This window comes from Streptococcus minor DSM 17118 (assembly GCF_000377005.1).
GTDB lineage: Bacteria > Bacillota > Bacilli > Lactobacillales > Streptococcaceae > Streptococcus > Streptococcus minor.
In genome coordinates this window covers 1-19,718 of the sequence record NZ_AQYB01000017.1, presented here as the reverse complement: position 1 = coordinate 19,718, position 19,718 = coordinate 1, and the positions used below count along the sequence as shown (strand labels likewise).

Below are 19,718 nucleotides of genomic sequence, written 5' to 3'. Positions count from 1 at the left end.
ACAGACCAATACGACGAATCACCTAAGAAGATTACCTTCTCTAAAGTGAATCTCGGTGGTGAAGAAATCGCTGGTGCGAAGATTCAAATCTTTGATGAGCAGAAGAACCAAGTTGCAGAATGGACTTCTGAAGCTGGCAAGTCTAAGATTATTGACTTGAAACCTGGTAAGTATGTCTTCCATGAAGAAGCTGCACCAAATGGTTACGTTGCAGTTACAGATATTACTTTCCAAGTAAACTATGATGGTACTATCACTGTAACCAATATCGGTGAGAAAGATGCTAAAGGTGAATCCAACACAGTAGTTACTGATGGAGCTAAAATCACGATTACTGATAAGACCGACGACCTACCACGTAAGATTACTTTCTCTAAAGTAAATCTTGGTGGTGAAGAAATCGCTGGTGCGAAGATTCAAATCTTTGATGAACAGAAGAACAAAGTTGCAGAATGGACTTCTGAAGCTGGCAAGTCTAAGATCATTGACTTGAAACCTGGTAAGTATGTCTTCCATGAAGAAGCTGCACCAAATGGTTACTTGGCAGTTACGGATATTACTTTCCAAGTGAACTATGACGGTACAGTGACTGTTCTTGACACTAACAGCAACGCCGTTGAATACAAGGATGGCAAGTTGGTCATCACAGACCAATACGCACCAACTACAACAACTGAAACACCAAATCCGCCTTCACCAGGTAAGAAGCGCAAAGCTTTACCAAAAACTGGTGAAGAGAGTGGCTTAACAACAACTCTAATTGGATTTACCCTCTTGGTAGTTGTGGGTGCAGCAAGTGTACTTTATCGCAAATCAAAAGAATCTGAATAACCTCAGAGAATGAAAGAGTGATAAGGAATTCTGAAAAACTTGAGATAGATACTATCTCAAGTTTTTTTACTCTCTGTTAGCTCTAGTGAGCGAAACATTCTGTAAAAATAAATCTTTTCCTTTGTTCATAGAATGATGATCTCAGTTTTAAAGCCCAGATCGATAAAAAAAGGGCATAACATGGCTTTGTGGAAGAATATTTACTATAGATGTGTCTTTCTCTACAAAGTGTTTGATTTATTTATCAAAAAGTTTCATCATATCAGTTGAACAATCCTTGTTTTTTATACCTTTAATGATAGGCTAAGAATATCAAATGCCATTCGATGAAGTTATATATTTTATAACAATAGGCAACTTAAAAAACATACGAATAGAAACTTGAAATCTCAGTGCTTTTTTGTTACACTAAAGAGAAAGATTGAGAAGGAGATGTCATGACTGAACGTGGATTGCTGATTGTCTTTTCTGGCCCATCCGGTGTTGGCAAAGGAACTGTCCGTAAGGAAATTTTTGAAAGCTCTGACAATAAATTTGAATATTCTGTGTCTATGACGACTCGTCCTCAACGTCCTGGTGAGGTGGATGGAGTGGATTATTTTTTCCGTTCCAGAGAAGAATTTGAAGATTTGATTCGCCAAGGTCAGATGCTAGAATATGCAGAATATGTTGGCAATTACTATGGTACTCCTTTGACTTATGTTAATGAGACCCTAGATCGAGGAGTGGATGTCTTTTTGGAGATTGAAGTCCAAGGAGCTCTTCAGGTCAAACAAAAAGTGCCAGATGGGGTCTTTATTTTCCTGACACCGCCTGATTTGGAAGAATTACATGACCGCCTAGTTGGTCGTGGAACAGATAGTCAAGAGGTTATTGCTCAGCGGATTGCCAAGGCTAGAGAAGAGATTGCCCTCATGCGTGAATACGACTATGCAGTTGTTAATGATGAAGTATCCCTAGCTGCGGAGCGGGTCAAGAAAATTATTGAAGCAGAACATTTCCGTGTGGATCGTGTCATTGGTCGCTATGATGAGATGATCAATGAGCAAATAATTGTCCGTTAAGATTGGATAGAAAAGAGTAAAAAGATTATGATGTTAAAACCCTCTATTGATACCTTGTTGGACAAGGTTCCATCAAAGTATTCCTTAGTCATCTTAGAAGCTAAACGTGCACATGAGCTGGAAGCTGGTGCCAAACCAACCCAGGAATTTACTTCTGTCAAATCGACTCTTCGTGCTTTAGAAGAGATTGAGGCTGGTAATGTTGTCATCCATCCCGACCCAGAAGCTAAACGCGAGGCAGTGCGTCGTCGTGCAGAAGAAGAGCGCCTTCGCCGTGAGGAAGAAGAGCGTAAAATCAAGGCTCAAATTGCCAAAGAAAAAGAAGAAGGCGAGAAAATTTAAGACAGATGCGAACTCAGTTGGATTTCCGGCTGGGTTTGTTTTTGAAAGAAGTATTTATTCGCTCTGTTTGGGTGCGAAAAAGTGATGTTATCATCACCAATCAATCTTCAACAAATATTCAAGATCTGAATACCTTATGGAAAGGAGGGAGACATGCAGGCTCAAATTATTGTGGATTTACCGCTTTTTCAGACGGATAAGCCCTTTACTTATGCTGTTTCTGATGAGTTAGTTTCTTTGGTCCAAGTCGGTGTACGGGTTCATGTACCTTTTGGAAAGAGCAATCGTCTAATTCAAGGGATTGTGGTGGGGCTAGTAGAGGAGGAAGCTAGTGAAGATTTAAAAAATATTGCAGAAGTTCTAGATTTTTCTCCTGTATTGACGCAAGAACAGCTATGGTTGGCAGACCAGATAAGAAAGACTGTTTTTTCTTATAAAATTTCCATCCTCAAGGCGATGCTGCCAAATCTTCTCAATTCCTCTTATGATAAGTTGCTAAAAAAAGGAGAGGGCTTGTCTGCCGACTTGGAGAGCCAAATTTTTGGTTCTACTGAGCAGGTTTACTATTCCAACTTGACTAGGCCACAGCAAGTTCTGGCTATTACACAGATTCAAAAAGGTGCCATACTTTCCCAGTATGTCGCTACAGATAAAAAGCAAATCAAGACCCAAAAGTGGTACCGTCCTTGTCATCAAAAATTAGAGCAGGTGGAGTTTTCAGCACGAGCGAAGAAACGGTTAGACTTGCAGGCAGAGTTATTGCGACAGGTGGGCGAATTTCCTCTGTCCAACCTACGGGAAAACTATTCCGCCGACATCATCCGTTTTTTCCAAGAGCAGGGGCTGATTGATGTTTGGGAGAAAGAAGTCAGTCGTTTGCAAGCCTTTTACGACGGAGTGAAGGCTAGTCAACCTTTACAACTTAACCCTGAGCAAGAGATTGCTCAGCGTGAAATTCTATCGCAAATCGGACAGGAGGCACAAACTTATCTACTGCAAGGAGTGACGGGTAGTGGTAAGACAGAAGTCTATTTGCAGGTTATCGAGGATGTCTTGAAAAAGGGGAAAACGGCTATCATGCTCGTACCTGAGATCTCTCTGACCCCGCAAGTAACTCGGCGCTTCGTCTCTCGTTTTGGTCAACAAGTTGCAATCCTACATTCGGGTTTGTCTGATGGAGAAAAGTATGATGAATGGAGAAAGATTGAGAGTGGGCATGCTCGTGTCGTAGTAGGAGCACGTTCTGCTATTTTTGCCCCTCTAAGTAATATCGGAGTCATCATCATTGATGAGGAGCACGAGGCAACTTATAAGCAGGAGAGTAATCCTCGCTACCATGCACGTGATGTAGCAAAGTTGCGAGCAGAATACCATAAGGCTGCTCTGGTGTTGGGATCTGCAACTCCAAGTTTGGAAAGTCGGGCCAGGGCCAGTCGAGGTCTATATAGTCTTCTTCAGCTGACACAGCGGGCCAATCCCAAGTCCCAGATGCCTCAGGTTGAAGTCGTTGATTTTAGGGATTACTTAGGTCAGCAGGATAACGGAAACTACACCCCAGTTTTATTGGAAAAGATTCGCCAAACGTTGGCAAGAAACGAGCAGGTTGTCCTTCTTCTCAACCGAAGGGGTTATTCTTCATTTGTCATGTGTCGGGATTGTGGAGCTGTTGATGAGTGTCCCAACTGTGATATTTCATTAACCTTGCATATGGATACTCGTTCGATGCAGTGCCATTATTGTGGATTTAAAAAGGCTATTCCTAGGATGTGTCCATCTTGTTCGAGTTCTTCTATCCGCTACTATGGAACTGGTACGCAAAGAGCTTATCAGGAATTGCAGGAACTCTTTCCTGATGCCAGGATTTTGCGCATGGATGTGGATACGACCCGTAAAAAAGGCACTCACGAGGCACTGCTTCAAGCTTTTGGAAAGGGAGAAGCGGATATTTTGCTAGGAACTCAGATGATAGCCAAGGGCTTGGATTTTCCAAATGTGACCTTAGTAGGAGTTCTCAATGCAGATACAGCTTTAAATTTACCTGATTTTCGCTCTTCTGAGCGGACCTTCCAACTGTTAACCCAAGTAGCTGGTCGATCTGGTCGAGCTGAGAAACCGGGGCAAGTTCTGATTCAGACTTATAATCCAAATCATTATGCCATTCGTTTTGCTCGAGAGCAGGACTACGAAGGTTTTTATAATTATGAAATGAGTATTCGTAGAAGTATGGCTTACCCTCCCTATACCTTTACAGTGAGTTTGACTTTATCTCATGCTTCAGAGGACTTGACTATCAAAAAAGCTTATGAGATAGTTGGTTTTTTACGGGAAAATTTATCAGATAACATTCAGATATTAGGTCCGACGCCGAAACCGATTGCAAGAACTCACAATCTTTACCATTATCAAATCTTGCTCAAGTACCGTAGGGAAGACAGACTGGAAGCGGTTCTAAATGCCATTCTGGACTGGTCTCAAGAAAAAGAAAATAAGAACCTTCGTTTGAGTATTGATAATGAACCACAAAATATCATGTAAGCTACTTTGAACGCTTTTTATGCTAAGATAGAAATATACGATCGTAAAAAGAAATAGGAATGAGGAAAATGAGATGAGTTTATTTTTGTGCTCACATTTTGCAGAAGTAGGAAGTTTACTAAAAGATAAGGTAGCAGGAAAAAAGGTTCTGTTTATACCGACAGCTTCTATAAATGAGGCATACAAGGGGTATGTTGGTTCAGCACGTCGCTTGTGGGAGGACATGCATACAACCCTATCTGAAGTTGAAATTTCAACCACTCCGATAGAGATTATTCGTAGCGCTTTTGCAGAAGCAGATATTGTGTACTTTACTGGTGGAAATACATTTTTCTTAATCGATCAGCTGAAAAAAACAGGGGTAGATGAATTAGTGAAGAAGCATGTCAGTGAAGGGAAATGCTATGTAGGAGAATCAGCGGGAGCCATCATTTGCGCAAAAGACTTGTCCTATATTACGCCCATGGATGAGGTTCCTAAAGACTATTCTCAAGTGTCTTACTCAGGTTTAGGGCTGATTGATTTTTATGTCGTACCTCACCATTTATGCCCTCCTTTTGAACAGAGCTCTCAACACATTCTAGCTAAGTATCCGCAGTTGGATATATGTGCGTTGACAAATTCGCAAGCCGTGTTAGTTGAAAACAGAGCACGATTAGAGTTGAGCATCTAGGAAACTGTTCATTTATCCATGTTTCAGCAATTAAAAGGTGATTAGACCAAGTCTAATCATTTTTTTGATGCAATATCGTTCGTCACAAGGAGTGAGCTAGCCTTCATGATGAATAATCCATTCTTTCATTTTCTTTACAATTACTTGGAACCTCCTCTTAAGGAATTTAGTAGTAAAAATGGTATAATTATAAGATATAAAGTAGAACGAGGGAACGATGATTAAGATTATTTTTATGGGAACCCCTGCTTTTGCAGCGACGGTTCTGGAAGGACTCTTAGCGGATGAGCATTATCACGTTTTAGCTGTAGTGACTCAGCCTGATCGGGCCGTGGGTCGCAAGCGCCAAATTCAGATGACACCCGTTAAGGAAGTAGCTCTATCTCATGATTTACCCATTTATCAACCTGAAAAGATCTCAGGTAGCCAGGAGATGGCAGATATTATGGACTTGGGTGCAGACGGTATTGTCACCGCTGCATTTGGACAATTTCTACCGACCAAGCTACTTCATTCTGTCGATTTTGCAGTTAATGTACATGCTTCATTGTTACCCAAATATCGTGGTGGAGCTCCTATTCATTATGCCCTTATCAATGGTGATGAAAGAGCAGGTGTCACTATTATGGAAATGGTCAAGGAGATGGATGCGGGTGATATGATTGCTAGTGACAGCATCCCTATTGAAGAGAGCGACAATGTTGGAACACTTTTTGGGAAATTGGCTTTGGTGGGGCGTGATTTGTTGCTCAGGAGTCTACCAGATTATGTATCTGGTGAGCTGATTCCAATTCCACAGGATGAAAGTCAAGTTAGTTTTTCACCCAATATTCGCCCAGAAGAAGAGCGGCTAGACTGGAATAAATCAGCTCGTGCTCTCTTTAATCAGGTTCGAGGTATGTATCCTTGGCCAGTCGCTCATACCCTTTGGCAAGGACAGCGTTTCAAGATCTATGAGGTTAGTCTAGCTGAAGGAGATGGTTCTCCTGGTCAGGTCTTGGTCCGTACGAAGAAAGAGTTGATTGTTGGAACAGGGCAAGGTGCTCTGTCCTTAAAAACTGTTCAGCCAGCCGGTAAGCCAAAGATGGGCATTTCTGATTTTCTCAATGGGGCTGGTCGTGATGTGCAAGTAGGTGATAATTTTGGTCAATAACATGCAAGAATCAGCTCGTGCAGTGGCGCTTAAGGTGCTGCAAGAAATCGTTGAAAATGGAGCTTACTCCAATATTGCTCTAAACAAAAAATTGCAAGCTAGTCGGCTTTCGGATGCGGATAAGGCTTTAGTGACAGAGTTGGTTTATGGAACCGTAGCCCGCAAAATCACTTTAGAATGGTATTTGGCTCACGAAATCAAGGATAGGGACCAATTGGACAGCTGGGTCTATCAGTTGCTCATGCTGAGTCTTTACCAAATTCTCTATCTGGATAAGATTCCAAATCATGCAGTCGTCAATGAGGCAGTCAATCTTGCTAAACGAGGACGAGGAGCAGATAAGTTTGTTAATGCAGTGTTACGATCTTTCTTGAATAAGCCCCTGCCAGCTATATCAGCTATCAAACGAAAAAATAAGCGACTCTCCGTTCAATATTCAGCTCCTGTATGGTTGGTTACAACCCTGATTGAGGAATATGGCCATGAACGAGCAGAAGCGATTCTAGCTAGCCTCTTTATTCGCAATAAGGCCAGTGTTCGAGTGACGGATCTGTCAAACATGGAGGAGATAGCTCAGGCACTCGGTGCTGAGAAGTCTCCGATTTCATCTGTTGGTTTGGTCAAGTCCAGTGGTCATTTTGCTACTAGTCGTGCTTTCAAAGAAGGGCTGATTACCATCCAAGACGAAACCAGCCAATTGGTAGCTCCGAGTTTACAGCTGGAAGGATGGGAAGAAGTTTTGGATGCCTGTGCAGCACCGGGTGGTAAGACTTGTCATATTGCGTCTTATTTGACAACTGGCCAAGTGACGGCTTTGGATCTTTATGATCATAAGTTGAAGCTGATTGAAGAGAATGCTCAACGTCTAGGGGTGAATAAACAAATCAAGACCCAGAAGCTAGATGCACGTCGGGTAGGTGAAGTCTTTGGAGAAAACCGATTTGATAAGATTCTAGTAGATGCTCCTTGTTCGGGTATCGGTCTCATCAGACGCAAGCCAGATATCAAATACAACAAGGAGACGGCAGATTTTGAACAATTGCAAAAAATCCAATTGTCCATCTTGGATAGCGTTTGCCAAACTCTTAAAAAAGGTGGTATAATAACCTATAGTACCTGCACTATTGTGCGCAAGGAAAATCAGGAAGTCATCGCTAAATTTTTGGAGGCTCATCCAGATTTTGAACAAGTGTCCTTGACACATCAGTGCGCTGATATCGTTCAAGAGGGTTGTATTGTCATTACACCAGAACAATATCTGACAGATGGCTTTTTCATCAGTCAAGTTAGAAGAAAATCTTAGATTAGAGGAGGAAGCTGCTTCGTCAGCGACACATACATGGAAATTGCACTATTAACAGATGTTGGACAAAAACGTTCCAACAACCAAGACTACGTGAACCGCTATACCAATCGGGCAGGTATTGATTTAATTGTCTTAGCCGATGGGATGGGTGGTCATCGAGCGGGTCACATTGCCAGTGAAATGACAGCAACCGACCTAGGTGCCAGCTGGGTAGATACTCAACTCCATACCCTTAATGATGTCCGCGAGTGGATGGTTGGGGTTTTGGAAGAAGAAAATAAAAAAATCTACCAATTAGGTCAAACAGATGAATACAAGGGAATGGGAACAACTCTCGAAGCAGTTGTTGTGATAGACCAGCAGATGATTTACGCCCATGTTGGTGATTCTCGTATCGGTCTAGTTCGTGATGGTGAGTACAGTCAGCTGACAAGCGACCACTCCTTAGTCGGAGCACTGGTACGCGCAGGCCAACTATCAGAAGAAGAGGCCCGTCTTCACCCACAAAAGAACATCATTACTCAGTCTATTGGACAGCATGATCCAGTTGAAGCAGATATCGCAATCAAAACCCTAGAGCCTGGTGACTACGTATTGGTCAATAGTGATGGTTTGACAAATATGGTTTCTAAGGAAGATATTCGTGACATCCTATTGAGCGATGTTCCACTTGAAAACAAGGCAGAAAGTCTTATCCGCTTTGCCAACAATGCAGGAGGAACAGATAATATTACCGTAGCACTTCTTTATTTGCCAGAGGAGGGCTAATCCATGATTCAAATAGGAAAGATATTTGCAGATCGCTACCGAGTCATTCGACAAATTGGCCGCGGTGGGATGGCGGATGTCTATCTGGCCAAGGATTTAATATTAGATGGTGAAGAAGTAGCTGTGAAGGTACTTCGGACTAATTATCAGACAGACCAGATAGCTGTTCAGCGTTTCCAACGGGAAGCAAAAGCTATGGCAGAACTCGATCATCCTAATATTGTCCGTATCTCGGACATTGGCGAAGAAGATGGACAACAATACTTGGCCATGGAGTATGTGGATGGTGTGGATTTGAAACGCTACATCAAGGAAAATGCGCCTCTCTCTAATCATGATGCTGTTCGGATTATGGGACAAATCCTGTTAGCCATGCGGATGGCCCACACAAGGGGGATTGTTCACCGTGATTTGAAGCCACAAAATGTCCTTTTAACCAAAGATGGAACAGCTAAGGTCACAGATTTTGGGATTGCGGTTGCTTTTGCAGAGACAAGTTTGACGCAAACAAATTCTATGCTTGGTTCCGTTCATTATCTCTCACCTGAACAAGCGCGTGGTTCTAAGGCTACAGTGCAGAGTGATATCTATGCCATGGGGATTATCCTCTTTGAAATGCTGACGGGGCGCATTCCCTACGATGGGGATAGTGCAGTAACGATTGCCCTTCAACATTTTCAGCAACCCCTACCTTCTGTTAGAGAAAGCAATCCACAGGTTCCCCAAGCGTTGGAAAATATTGTTCTGCGAGCGACTGCGAAAAAACTTACAGACCGCTACAGAACAGTTGCGGAAATGTATACAGATTTAGCTTCTGCTCTCTCATCTGATCGCCGCAACGAAAAACGGGTTATCTTAACAGACAACAAGGTGGATACCAAGACCCTTCCAAAATTAGCCCAGGTTACACCAGAATCCAAACGACCGCCAGTTAAAATGGAAAATAAAAAAGTAACACCTCCACCTACTAATACCAAAACAATCAAGCCAAAGAGAAAAATGCGAACGCGTTATAAGGTCCTTATTGGTGCTCTGTTCCTGATTTTAGCTGCTATTACCGCCATGTTTTTCAATACACCGGATACTGTCATGGTACCTGATGTAAAAGGAGACACTCTTGAAGTAGCTACCCAAAAGATAGAGACAGCTGGACTTGTTGTGGGGACAGTTTCAGAAGAAGCTTCTTCTGAGGTAGGAGAAGGAACGGTCCTTCGGACAGATCCAGCGGCTAACACCTCAAAGCGTGAGGGAAGTAAGGTCAACATTGTGATTGCGATGAAGGAAGTGGCACAGATTCCTAATGTAGCAGGAAAGGAACTGGCTGTTGCTAAGGCAGAAATAGAAGCTGCAGGATTTAAGGTTGGTACTGTAACAGAAGAACATAGTGACGACCAAGCAGCTGGTCTGGTCATTTCCACTAATCCGCCTGCCAATAGCTCAAAAGCCAAAGGAAGTAGTGTTGCTATTGTAGTCTCAAAAGGAGCTGAACTACTCACTATTCCGGATGTGAAGGGCAAAAAATTAGATGCCGCTAAGGCAGAATTAGAGTCTGCAGGATTTAAAGTAGGTGAAGTGACAGAAGCATATAGTGATGACTTGGCAGCAGGTTTAGTCATCTCTACAGATCCAGTGATTGGCACTCAACTATCCAAACATTCTACAGTTAATCTTCAGGTATCCAAAGGTGCTGCGATTATCATGCCGGACTTTGGCTATATGCGTGTGAGCTATGCTGAAGCCAGAAGACAATTGCAAGCATTGGGAGTCTCTGTCTCCAGTATCGAAAAAGTGGAAGATGCTTCCCGCTCTAGTGCGATTGGAGATTTGGTCATTAGCCAATATCCAGCCGCAGGTAGCAAAATAGAAGGAACGGTTACCCTCTATGTATCTGTTGCTTCCAACGGCAACCAGGATACACCGGCAAATGAAACTACGACTTCATCAGGAAATTAGGTAAGGAAATGTCCGAGGCAAACTAAGCCTTGGGCATTTTTCAATACTGTTTTTATTAGTGTCATAGCTATCTGAACGTTATATGGAAAAGTCTCTTAGCTTTTACTACTCCAGTATGAGGAAAAAAGTTTAAAATTTGGTACAATAGGTAGGAAAGGATTCGTACATGAAGAAAGTACAGTTTTTTATTCTGCTTGAAACAGTCATTTTTACGATGGCGTTCTTTGATATCTTAGCCAATGAGGGAGCACGTGCTATCCTCCTCTTTGCCGTGCTTTTGTTGCTGATTCGTTATCTGATAGGGGGCAAAGGCGTTGACTTCCTTCTGGTCAGCTCTAGCGGACTCATTTTCATGGTTTTTATGCTGAATCCTTATTTTATATTTGGTATGCTGTTGATATCGGTCTATATGATTATTAACTTCTTTTCTCGCTATGAAAAGAAAAATCAATATACCCACATCCTCCTTGACAATCAGTCTTTAGAAGCAAGACGTGAGAAAACCCAGTGGTTTGGCAATCAGGATCATACCAAGGACCAATATGGATTTGAGGACATCAATATTATCCGGCTTTTTGGCAATGATATTGTGGACTTAGATAAAGGAGTACTTGTTGGTCGTGACAATATTGTTGTGATTCGTAAGACTTTCGGTCGTACGAAGGTATTGGTTCCTATCGATGTTGAAGTTTTTTTGTCAGCCTCTAGCCTCTACGGTCGAGTTCGTTTTTTAAACCTTTCTTTTTGGGATTTACGAAATGAAAGTTTCTCGATTTCTAGTCCAGGCTACAAAGAGTCCCACAAACGAGTCAAGATAGTCGTTAATTGCCTCTTTGGTGATGTGGAGGTGATTCGCGTATGATAAAGAAAAGTACAGTCTTTCTTCTGGCTTGGTATGCAACCGTCATGGTTTTTGTGGTTCTAGCTGCAATCTTACCTCTTCTCAACTATTCTGTCCTAGACATTACACTTTGGATTTCAACAGAGCAACTGATTTTTACCCTTGTTTTGCTGATTGTTATTTTGACCTTCTTTCTCATCGTTTTGGTTCAGACTTCCAATCTCTTAGCCACACAAAGCTTGCGTCAAAACCTCCGTATGATTTTAAAAAATAAGAGCATTCGAGCAACAGCTGATGAAGACCAACTGTTACTGCAGTTATCAGAAAAAGTAATCAGTTTGACAAGGCAAGTGCAGATGATTGACAATCAGGACTTGGTCAAACGTGAAGAAATTGTCGAGAGTGAACGCAGGCGGATTGCGAGAGACTTGCATGATACGGTCAGCCAAGAATTATTTGCAACGAGCATGATTTTATCCGGTTTAACGAGCAATCTAGCTCATATTTCATCAGAAAATTTGAGTCAACAACTCCAGACAGTCAAACAAATGATTGAGACCGCCCAGCGTGATCTGCGGATTCTCTTATTGCATTTGAGACCTAGTGAGTTGGATGGGAAGAGCCTAGTAGAAGGATTTGAACTAATTCTAAAAGAAGTGAGCGACAAGAGTTCAGTAGCAGTTCAATTCAAGCATGAAGTGCGCGACTTGCCAAAATTAGTGGAGGAGCATCTCTTTCGGATTGGCCAAGAGATTGTCAGCAACACTCTACGTCATGCCCATGCAAAACATTTAGATGTTTATCTGATGCAGTCCGAGACAGAGTTACAACTCAAGATGGCAGATGATGGCGTTGGTTTTGTGCAAGATGAAGATCAGGAACTTAGCTACGGTTTAGCCAATATCCAAGAACGGGTAGAAGATCTAGCTGGCACCCTAAAAATCAGAACGGCTCCTAATAAGGGTGTGGCCATAGATATCCGTATTCCTCTCTTGCATGGAAGGGAAGAGGAAAGTACCTCAGAAGAAGGAGACGATTATGTCGAAAATTAATATAATGCTAGTGGATGATCACGAGATGGTTCGCCTAGGTTTGAAAAGTTTTTTAAATTTACATGAAGATGTGGAGGTCGTTGCAGAGGCAGATGATGGTGAAGAGGGACTTGAGAAGGCCTTGGCTTTGAAACCAGATGTGATTGTTATGGATTTAGTCATGCCTAAAATGACCGGTGTAGAAGCAACACTAGCTATCCTAAAGGAATGGAAGGAAGCGAAAATTGTGATTCTAACCTCTTATCTTGATAATGAAAAAATCTATCCAGTCCTAGAAGCCGGTGCCAAGGGCTATATGCTCAAAACTTCCAGTGCAGAGGAAATTTTGGCTGCTATTCGCAAGGTTGCCAAAGGTCAGCTAGCCATTGAAACAGAAGTCGAAAAGAAGGTGGAAGACTATCGCAACAACCCAGCTTTGCACGAAGATTTGACAGCTCGGGAACGTGATATCTTGTCCCTTTTGGCCAAAGGATATGACAACCAACGAATTGCTGATGAATCGTACATTTCCCTCAAAACAGTAAAAACCCACGTTTCCAATATCCTATCCAAGTTACAGGTTAGCGACCGTACCCAAGCAGTTGTCTATGCTTTCCAACATGGCTTGGTAGCACAGGATGAAGAATAATGATATAATGTTTGGGATGATAGCCTACCATCTGGATTAGAACAATAGAAGGAAATTAGGAGAGCAATGGACGTAAAAACAAAGTACAAAGCTAAAAAAATCAAAGCTATTTTCTTTGATATTGATGATACTCTGCGCATCAAAGATACAGGCTATATGCCAGAGTCTATCAAGAAAGTTTTCGTAGCCTTAAAGAAAAAAGGTATTATTACAGGTCTTGCATCTGGTAGAGCCCTCTATGGCGTTGTTCCTGAAATAAAGGTCCTACAGCCAGATTATTTTGTCACCATCAACGGTGCCTATGTGGTAGATAGCAAAGGACAGGAGATATACACGGATGCCTTACCTGTCGAAGTTATTGAAAAATATGTTGCCTGGTGTCATGATGTGGGCATCGAATTTGGATTTGCCGGTGGGCAAAAACCAGCTGTTTCAAAGCGAGTCGATCTGGTTGATAACGCTATTAGTCCAGTCTACGGTCAGTGTGATGTAGAACCTGACTTTTATAAACATTCAGCTGTTTATCACATGTGGACCTTCGAAGACCAAGGAGATATTCTTCAATTGTCAGATGAATTGTTAAAGGATGTTCGTCTCGTTCGCTGGCATCCCAATTCCTCGGATGTGATTAAAAATGGTATTTCAAAGGCCTCTGGTGTAGCCCATATTTTGGAAAAATTAGGATTGGAACCTGAAAATGTCCTCGTTTTTGGTGATGGACCCAATGATATGGAGCTCTTTGATTACGCAGGCTTGTCTGTTGCCATGGGGAATGGAGACGAAGCCCTGAAAAATAAGGCAGATTTTGTAACAAAAACAGTAGAAGAAGATGGCATATTGTATGCCTTGGAGGAACTAGGTTTGGTAGAAAAAGAATTACACTTTCCGCAAACAGAACTGACAAGTGTTGAAGGTCCTGTAGCGACCATCAAAACAAATCACGGGGACTTGAAAATTAAACTTTTCCCTAACCATGCGCCCAAAACAGTTGCTAATTTTGTGGCTCTTGCTAAAGATGGTTACTATGATGGAGTTATTTTCCACCGCATTATTCAGGATTTTATGATTCAAGGTGGCGATCCTACAGGTACTGGTATGGGTGGTAGCTCTATCTATGGCGACCGTTTTGAAGATGAATTTTCGATGGAAGTTTTCAATCTTCGTGGTGCTCTCTCTATGGCCAATGCTGGACCAAATACCAACGGTAGCCAGTTCTTCATTGTACAAAATAGCAAACTTCCTTATGCTGCGAAAGAATTAGAACGCGGTGGTTGGCCAGCTCCGATTGCGGCTCTTTATGCGGAACAAGGAGGCACTCCTCACCTAGATCAGCGTCATACTGTTTTTGGTCATCTCATGGATGAGGCTTCCTACCAAACTTTAGATGAGATTGCTGCAGTTGAAACGGGAGCTCAGGATAAACCGCTAGAAGATGTTGTCATTTTAGGCATTGACATTGAGGATTAAGCATAGATGAAAATCGGAGATAAAATTCAGGGAGTAATCACAGGTATTCAGCCCTATGGAGCATTTGTGGAACTGGAAAATCAAACCAGAGGTTTGATCCATATTTCAGAAATCAAGACAGGCTTTGTTGAAAACATCCATGATATTTTAAAGGTTGGTCAAAAGGTGTTGGTTCAGGTGGTAGATTATGATGAATTTACTGGAAAGGCCAGCTTATCCTTACGAACATTGGAAGAAGAGAAACAGGCTATTCCACGCCGTCATCGCTTTACCAATGAGCGCAATAAGATTGGATTCGCTCCCTTAGGAAAACAGTTACCTCACTGGATCAGTGAAGCCAAAGAATTTTTAAAGGACAAGAAAGAGGAGAACTAATTAGTTCCCCTCTTTTTCAAATGGTTCAAAATTATACAATATTGTAGACAAGTAACGCTCTCCATTATCAGGCAAGATAGCTAGTACTTTTTTACCAACTCCTAATTCTCTAGCAACTTGGATAGCAGCATGGATAGCAGCACCTGATGAGATTCCCACCAAGAACCCTTCCTTAGCTCCGATGCTACGTCCTGTTAAAATAGCATCATCGCTTGTCACACGGATAATCCCATCATAGGATTTGGTATCTAATGTCTCGGGGATAAAGCCAGCTGAGATCCCTTGAATCTTGTGCGGGCCAGGCTTTTCACCAGAAAGAACAGCAGATTCATCTGCCTCTACCGCGTAGATTTTTACCGACGGATTGGCTTTTTTCAAGGTGTGAGAAACACCTGATATAGTCCCGCCTGTTCCAACACCGGAGACAAAGGCATCTAGGCCGGTATTTCCAAAGGCCTCTAAAATTTCCACTCCAGTTGTTGATTCATGAATAGCAGGGTTAGCTGGATTATTAAACTGCAAAGGAAGAAAAGCTCCTTTCTTAGTTGCAATTTCATTTGCCTTAGCAATGGCTCCCTTCATGCCTTCGCTACCAGGAGTTAAAACTAACTCTGCCCCATAGGCTTGGATGATTTTTCGGCGTTCAATGGACATTGTTTCAGGCATGACGATGATAACCTTATACCCCTTCGCACTACCTATCCACGCTAAACCGATACCTGTGTTTCCACTGGTTGGCTCCACAATAGTATCACCTGGTTTGATAATTCCTGCCTTTTCCGCTGCCTCAATCATGGCCAATGCAATTCGATCTTTGACAGAAGAGCCAGGATTGAAAGATTCCAGTTTAACATACACATCCGCTGCCCCTTCTGGAACAACTCGATTTAGTTTTACGATTGGAGTTTTTCCGACTAGTTCAGTGATATTGTTATAAATAGCCATACAGCACCTCCGTTTTCTATTTCTTACAGTATACTCTCCTTAAGAAACTTTGTAAAATATAAATAACCTATCATCGCGATAGGCATTTACTAATGCAGAGGTAGTTCCACAATCCGATTTCCAGCTGTTTGCGCGTCAACTTTTCCACGGTAAAAGTCTTCCAAATCAGTTAGGATTCCTTTAACTTGCTCTTTATCTGTGTAGATGGTTGTCTGGATATCTGTTAAAAATAATGTATCGTATTCTTCCAAGCCATGCTTGTTACGCCAGTTAGCAAATTCTTGATATTGAGCATAACTTAAACGGATAGAGATACCTTCCTGCTCTTTGATGAAGACTTTCCCTATTTCTTCAATAGCCCGAGATACACTGCCTGCATAAGCTCGAATGAGTCCGCCTGCTCCCAACTTGATACCTCCAAAATAGCGGGTAACCACGACGACAGTATTGGTCAATCTATGATTTTCTAAAACAGTCAGCATGGGAATTCCAGCAGTCCCAGAGGGTTCGCCATCATCTGAGGAACGCTTTATTTCTGCGCTTTCACCCAGAATGAAGCAGGAGCAGTTGTGGTTTGCCTTGTGATGTTCCTTTTTGATACTGTTGATAAAGTTTCTAGCTTCCTCTTCCGTTTTGACCCGTTTGACATGGCAAATAAAGCGTGATTTCTTGATTTCCTCTTCAACTCTACCGTCTTGTTTAATTGTCACATATTCTTTCATAGCTTGATTCTACTAATTTTTTCCTAGCTTCGCAAGTTTTTTACGAATGAATAAGTGATGAATCAATTACAAAATTACTATGGAAGATTGTTTACCAAGCACCAGTTGAAAGCAGAGGAACGACAGTTGGCACGAGTATTTCCCATTACAGACCCAACAGTCTGTCCACGCTGCGCGTCTCCTTATCTAGATGACCACAAACTACCAGATGGAGCTTATTATTGTAGAGAGTGTCTCCTACTTGGGCGCGTGCGTTCGGACCAGGCTTTATATTATTTTCCTCAACAACAGTTTCCCGGACAAAACTCTCTTAACTGGCATGGGCAATTAACTTCTTATCAGAAACAGATTTCTCAGGCTCTTTGTCAGGCAGTAGATGATAATCAATCTACCTTGGTCCACGCGGTTACAGGTGCCGGAAAAACTGAAATGATGTATGCCGTGGTAGATAAAGTAATCCAGAACGGTGGAGCCGTTTGCATTGCTACACCACGGATTGATGTCTGTATCGAGTTGCATAAACGCCTCGTTCAAGATTTTGCTTGTCCAGTTGCCTTGCTACATGGAGAGTCTCAACCTTACTGTCGGACACCATTAGTTATTGCGACTACTCATCAGCTGCTCAAGTTTTACCATGCCTTTGACCTTCTTATTATTGATGAGGTAGATGCATTTCCTTATGTTGATAATCCTATGCTCTACCATGCTGTAAATCAAGCAACAAAAGAAGATGGATTACAGCTCTTTTTGACGGCAACTTCTACCGATGAGTTGGATAAAAAAGTCAAAGAGGGAAGTTTACAGCGCCTCAGCTTACCTAGACGATTTCATGGAAATCCTTTAGTGGTACCCCAAAAAGTATGGTTAGACAAATTTGAGAAGAAACTAAAACAGAACCAGTTACCCAGAACTTTGAAAAAACACATTACCAGACAAAGGCAGACAGGTTTTCCTCTCCTAATCTTTGCTCCAGAGATTAAAACTGGTCAACAATTAGCATCAATACTTGAAAAATCATATCCAAAAGAAGTCATCGGTTTTGTTTCTAGTCAAACAGCGAATCGTTTGGAACTTGTTCAAAAGTTCCGAGATAAAGAGGTGACCATCCTAGTATCTACTACTATTTTAGAGCGTGGGGTGACCTTCCCTTGTGTTGATGTTATGGTAGTTCAGGCCAATCATCGTCTCTATACGTCATCGTCTTTGATTCAGATTGGTGGTCGAGTTGGGCGAAGTATGGAACGACCCACAGGAGAGTTGCTATTCTTTATAGAAGGAAGTAACCGTGCTATTGAGAAAGCTATCAGAGAAATTAAATCAATGAATGAGGAGGCAGGGTATGTTTAAATGTCTTTTATGCCAAGAAATGAGCCAGAAGCGTCAACTCTTCTCAGACATTTTTCTACTAAAAAAGAAAGTTCCTTCTCTTTGTCAAAGCTGTGAAGCGCAATATGAACCCATTACTGGGTCAGTCTGCCAATTCTGTTGCAAAAAAAGTCATGTCTCACCTTGCTCAGATTGTTGCTATTGGCAAGAACAGGGAAAAGATGTTGAACATCAAGCACTATATCATTACAACGATAAGATGAAGGAATATTTCAGTCTCTATAAATTTCACGGGGATTATTGTTTAAGGAAAGTTTTTGCCAAGGAAGTTAAACTAGCTCTATCAGAATATTTAGATTATACCATTGTCCCCATTCCAATCAGTCACGAGCGCTATGAAGAACGTGGATTTAATCAAGTGATTGGTTTCTTAGATGCAGCAGATATATCATACCATCCAATTCTAAAAAAATACCACAGTCAAAAACAATCAGAAAAAACCAAAAATGAGCGTCTCAAAACCTTACAAAGTTTTTATCTGGAACAACATATTTCAATTCCAGAAAAAATAATTTTAGTAGATGATATTTACACTACAGGTGCTACAATCCAGCTTGCTAAAGCAGTTTTAATGAAAAAAGGAGCGAAAACAATCAAAAGTTTTTCAATTTCACGATAAGAAAACGGTTGCAAAAAAAGTTTTTAGTGGTATAATAAGAGTGAACAAAGGCGAAAGCCAAGAAAGAGGTACTTATTATGATTAAATTTAGTATTCGTGGAGAAAACCTCGAAGTGACAGATGCTCTGCGTTCTTACGTTGAAGAAAAGGTAGCCAAAATTGAAAAATATTTCAACGATAACCAAGAGCTGAGTGCAAAAGTAAACTTAAAAGTTTATCGCGAAAAGACATCCAAAGTAGAAGTAACAATTCCATTAGGTTCTATCACCTTGCGTGCTGAAGATGTTTCGCAAGATATGTATGGGTCTATCGATCTAGTTGTAGATAAGATTGAACGCCAGATTCGCCGCAACAAGACTAAGATTGAAAAGAAAAACCGCCAAAAAGTTGCTACTGGGCAAATCTTTACCGCAGATTTAGTAGAGCAAGCAGGAGAAGAAGTAAAAGTTGTTCGTACCAAACAAGTAGATCTGAAACCGATGGATTTAGAAGAAGCAGTTCTTCAGCTTGAACTTCTTGGGCATGATTTCTTCATTTATACAGATGCCAAAGATGGTGCAACAAATGTCCTCTACAAACGTGAAGAAGGTGACCTCGGTTTGTTGGAAGTACGTCAATAAGAATCTACAAACCACAAGTAAATCTTGTGGTTTTTTCATTTATTATAATTTTTTTCAAAAATACTTGACAGTTCCTCTTATAATCTGATATAGTATAAAAGCTGTCTCAAAAAAATCAGACAACAATATCACTTAATAAATTTTTTAAAAAAAATCACATTATCTATTGACAAGTTGATAGAGGTATGATAGAATGATATAGTTGTCGCCGAGAGAGGCAGGCAAGAGTAAGACCTTTGAAAATTAAAGAAGACAAACCAAACGTGCAGGGTGATTCATAAATTACTATGAATCGTCAATGAACAAAAACAATAAAACGGAAAGCTAGTGATAGCTTGAGTTTGAATCAACTTTTTAATGAGAGTTTGATCCTGGCTCAGGACGAACGCTGGCGGCGTGCCTAATACATGCAAGTGGAACGCATTGATTTCACCGGAG

The 19,718-nt window shown here is 41.5% G+C and carries 19 protein-coding genes and 1 rRNA gene; 18 read left to right on the top strand and 2 right to left on the bottom strand.

The features are described 5' to 3' along the window. From F602_RS10155 to F602_RS0100450, 14 genes are all read left to right on the top strand, one after another. Positions 1–831, top strand: an 831-nt coding sequence (locus F602_RS10155; RefSeq protein ID WP_156801824.1) for a SpaA isopeptide-forming pilin-related protein, incomplete at its 5' end; no start/stop codon positions are given. Positions 832–1,268: 437 nt separating this feature from the next. Next, positions 1,269–1,895: a guanylate kinase gene (gene gmk / locus F602_RS0100515; protein ID WP_018166018.1), complete on the top strand. Its 627-nt coding sequence runs from the start codon at positions 1,269–1,271 to the stop codon at positions 1,893–1,895. Between the two features lie 27 nt (positions 1,896–1,922). Further along, on the top strand, positions 1,923–2,237 hold the full coding sequence (rpoZ, locus tag F602_RS0100510; protein WP_018166017.1) for a DNA-directed RNA polymerase subunit omega: 315 nt from the start codon (positions 1,923–1,925) through the stop codon (positions 2,235–2,237). Between the two features lie 153 nt (positions 2,238–2,390). Continuing rightward, entirely contained in the window at positions 2,391–4,772 is a 2,382-nt protein-coding gene (locus F602_RS0100505; RefSeq protein ID WP_018166016.1) for a primosomal protein N', read from the top strand. A 73-nt stretch (positions 4,773–4,845) separates the two neighbouring features. After that, positions 4,846–5,445 (top strand): Type 1 glutamine amidotransferase-like domain-containing protein, encoded by a 600-nt coding sequence (locus F602_RS0100500; RefSeq protein WP_018166015.1) that lies wholly within the window; start codon positions 4,846–4,848, stop codon positions 5,443–5,445. A 217-nt stretch (positions 5,446–5,662) separates the two neighbouring features. Beyond that, positions 5,663–6,598: a methionyl-tRNA formyltransferase gene (gene fmt, locus F602_RS0100490; RefSeq protein ID WP_018166013.1), complete on the top strand. Its 936-nt coding sequence runs from the start codon at positions 5,663–5,665 to the stop codon at positions 6,596–6,598. A gap of 1 nt (position 6,599) precedes the next feature. Next, the gene (rsmB, locus tag F602_RS0100485; RefSeq protein ID WP_425423225.1) at positions 6,600–7,901 is read left to right on the top strand and encodes a 16S rRNA (cytosine(967)-C(5))-methyltransferase RsmB; all 1,302 of its coding nucleotides are present in this window, start codon (positions 6,600–6,602) and stop codon (positions 7,899–7,901) included. Positions 7,902–7,937: 36 nt separating this feature from the next. After that, positions 7,938–8,672: a Stp1/IreP family PP2C-type Ser/Thr phosphatase gene (locus F602_RS0100480; protein WP_018166011.1), complete on the top strand. Its 735-nt coding sequence runs from the start codon at positions 7,938–7,940 to the stop codon at positions 8,670–8,672. Between the two features lie 3 nt (positions 8,673–8,675). Continuing rightward, positions 8,676–10,625: a Stk1 family PASTA domain-containing Ser/Thr kinase gene (pknB, locus tag F602_RS0100475; protein ID WP_018166010.1), complete on the top strand. Its 1,950-nt coding sequence runs from the start codon at positions 8,676–8,678 to the stop codon at positions 10,623–10,625. A 166-nt stretch (positions 10,626–10,791) separates the two neighbouring features. Then, entirely contained in the window at positions 10,792–11,487 is a 696-nt protein-coding gene (gene liaF / locus F602_RS0100470; protein ID WP_018166009.1) for a cell wall-active antibiotics response protein LiaF, read from the top strand. Next, positions 11,484–12,518 (top strand): envelope stress sensor histidine kinase LiaS, encoded by a 1,035-nt coding sequence (locus F602_RS0100465; RefSeq protein ID WP_018166008.1) that lies wholly within the window; start codon positions 11,484–11,486, stop codon positions 12,516–12,518. The genes liaF and F602_RS0100465 overlap by 4 nt, the downstream gene beginning before the upstream one ends. Further along, positions 12,505–13,146 carry a response regulator transcription factor gene (locus tag F602_RS0100460; RefSeq protein ID WP_018166007.1) on the top strand — a complete coding sequence of 214 codons (642 nt, stop codon included), beginning with the start codon at positions 12,505–12,507 and terminating at the stop codon, positions 13,144–13,146. Before F602_RS0100465 ends, F602_RS0100460 begins: the two co-directional genes overlap by 14 nt. A gap of 66 nt (positions 13,147–13,212) precedes the next feature. Next, complete coding sequence (locus F602_RS0100455; RefSeq protein WP_018166006.1) at positions 13,213–14,613, top strand: Cof-type HAD-IIB family hydrolase; 1,401 nt, start codon at positions 13,213–13,215, stop codon at positions 14,611–14,613. Between the two features lie 6 nt (positions 14,614–14,619). Further along, complete coding sequence (locus F602_RS0100450) at positions 14,620–14,988, top strand: S1 RNA-binding domain-containing protein (RefSeq protein WP_018166005.1); 369 nt, start codon at positions 14,620–14,622, stop codon at positions 14,986–14,988. Here F602_RS0100450 and cysK read toward each other — a convergent pair whose 3' ends face one another. Both cysK and F602_RS0100440 read right to left on the bottom strand, forming a co-directional pair. Then, entirely contained in the window at positions 14,989–15,933 is a 945-nt protein-coding gene (cysK, locus tag F602_RS0100445) for a cysteine synthase A (protein WP_018166004.1), read from the bottom strand. Between the two features lie 89 nt (positions 15,934–16,022). After that, positions 16,023–16,655, bottom strand: coding sequence for a YigZ family protein (locus F602_RS0100440; protein WP_018166003.1), 633 nt, complete (start codon positions 16,653–16,655; stop codon positions 16,023–16,025). Positions 16,656–16,712: 57 nt separating this feature from the next. Here F602_RS0100440 and F602_RS0100435 point away from each other — a divergent pair, with 57 nt between their 5' ends. From F602_RS0100435 to F602_RS0100420, 4 genes are all read left to right on the top strand, one after another. Beyond that, entirely contained in the window at positions 16,713–18,002 is a 1,290-nt protein-coding gene (locus F602_RS0100435) for an ATP-dependent helicase ComFA (RefSeq protein WP_018166002.1), read from the top strand. Beyond that, positions 17,995–18,660 carry a ComF family protein gene (locus tag F602_RS0100430; protein WP_018166001.1) on the top strand — a complete coding sequence of 222 codons (666 nt, stop codon included), beginning with the start codon at positions 17,995–17,997 and terminating at the stop codon, positions 18,658–18,660. The genes F602_RS0100435 and F602_RS0100430 overlap by 8 nt, the downstream gene beginning before the upstream one ends. A 77-nt stretch (positions 18,661–18,737) precedes the next feature. After that, positions 18,738–19,280 (top strand): ribosome hibernation-promoting factor, HPF/YfiA family, encoded by a 543-nt coding sequence (hpf, locus tag F602_RS0100425; RefSeq protein ID WP_018166000.1) that lies wholly within the window; start codon positions 18,738–18,740, stop codon positions 19,278–19,280. 353 nt (positions 19,281–19,633) lie between these two features. After that, positions 19,634–19,718: ribosomal RNA gene (locus tag F602_RS0100420) — 16S ribosomal RNA — on the top strand; the annotation flags it as partial.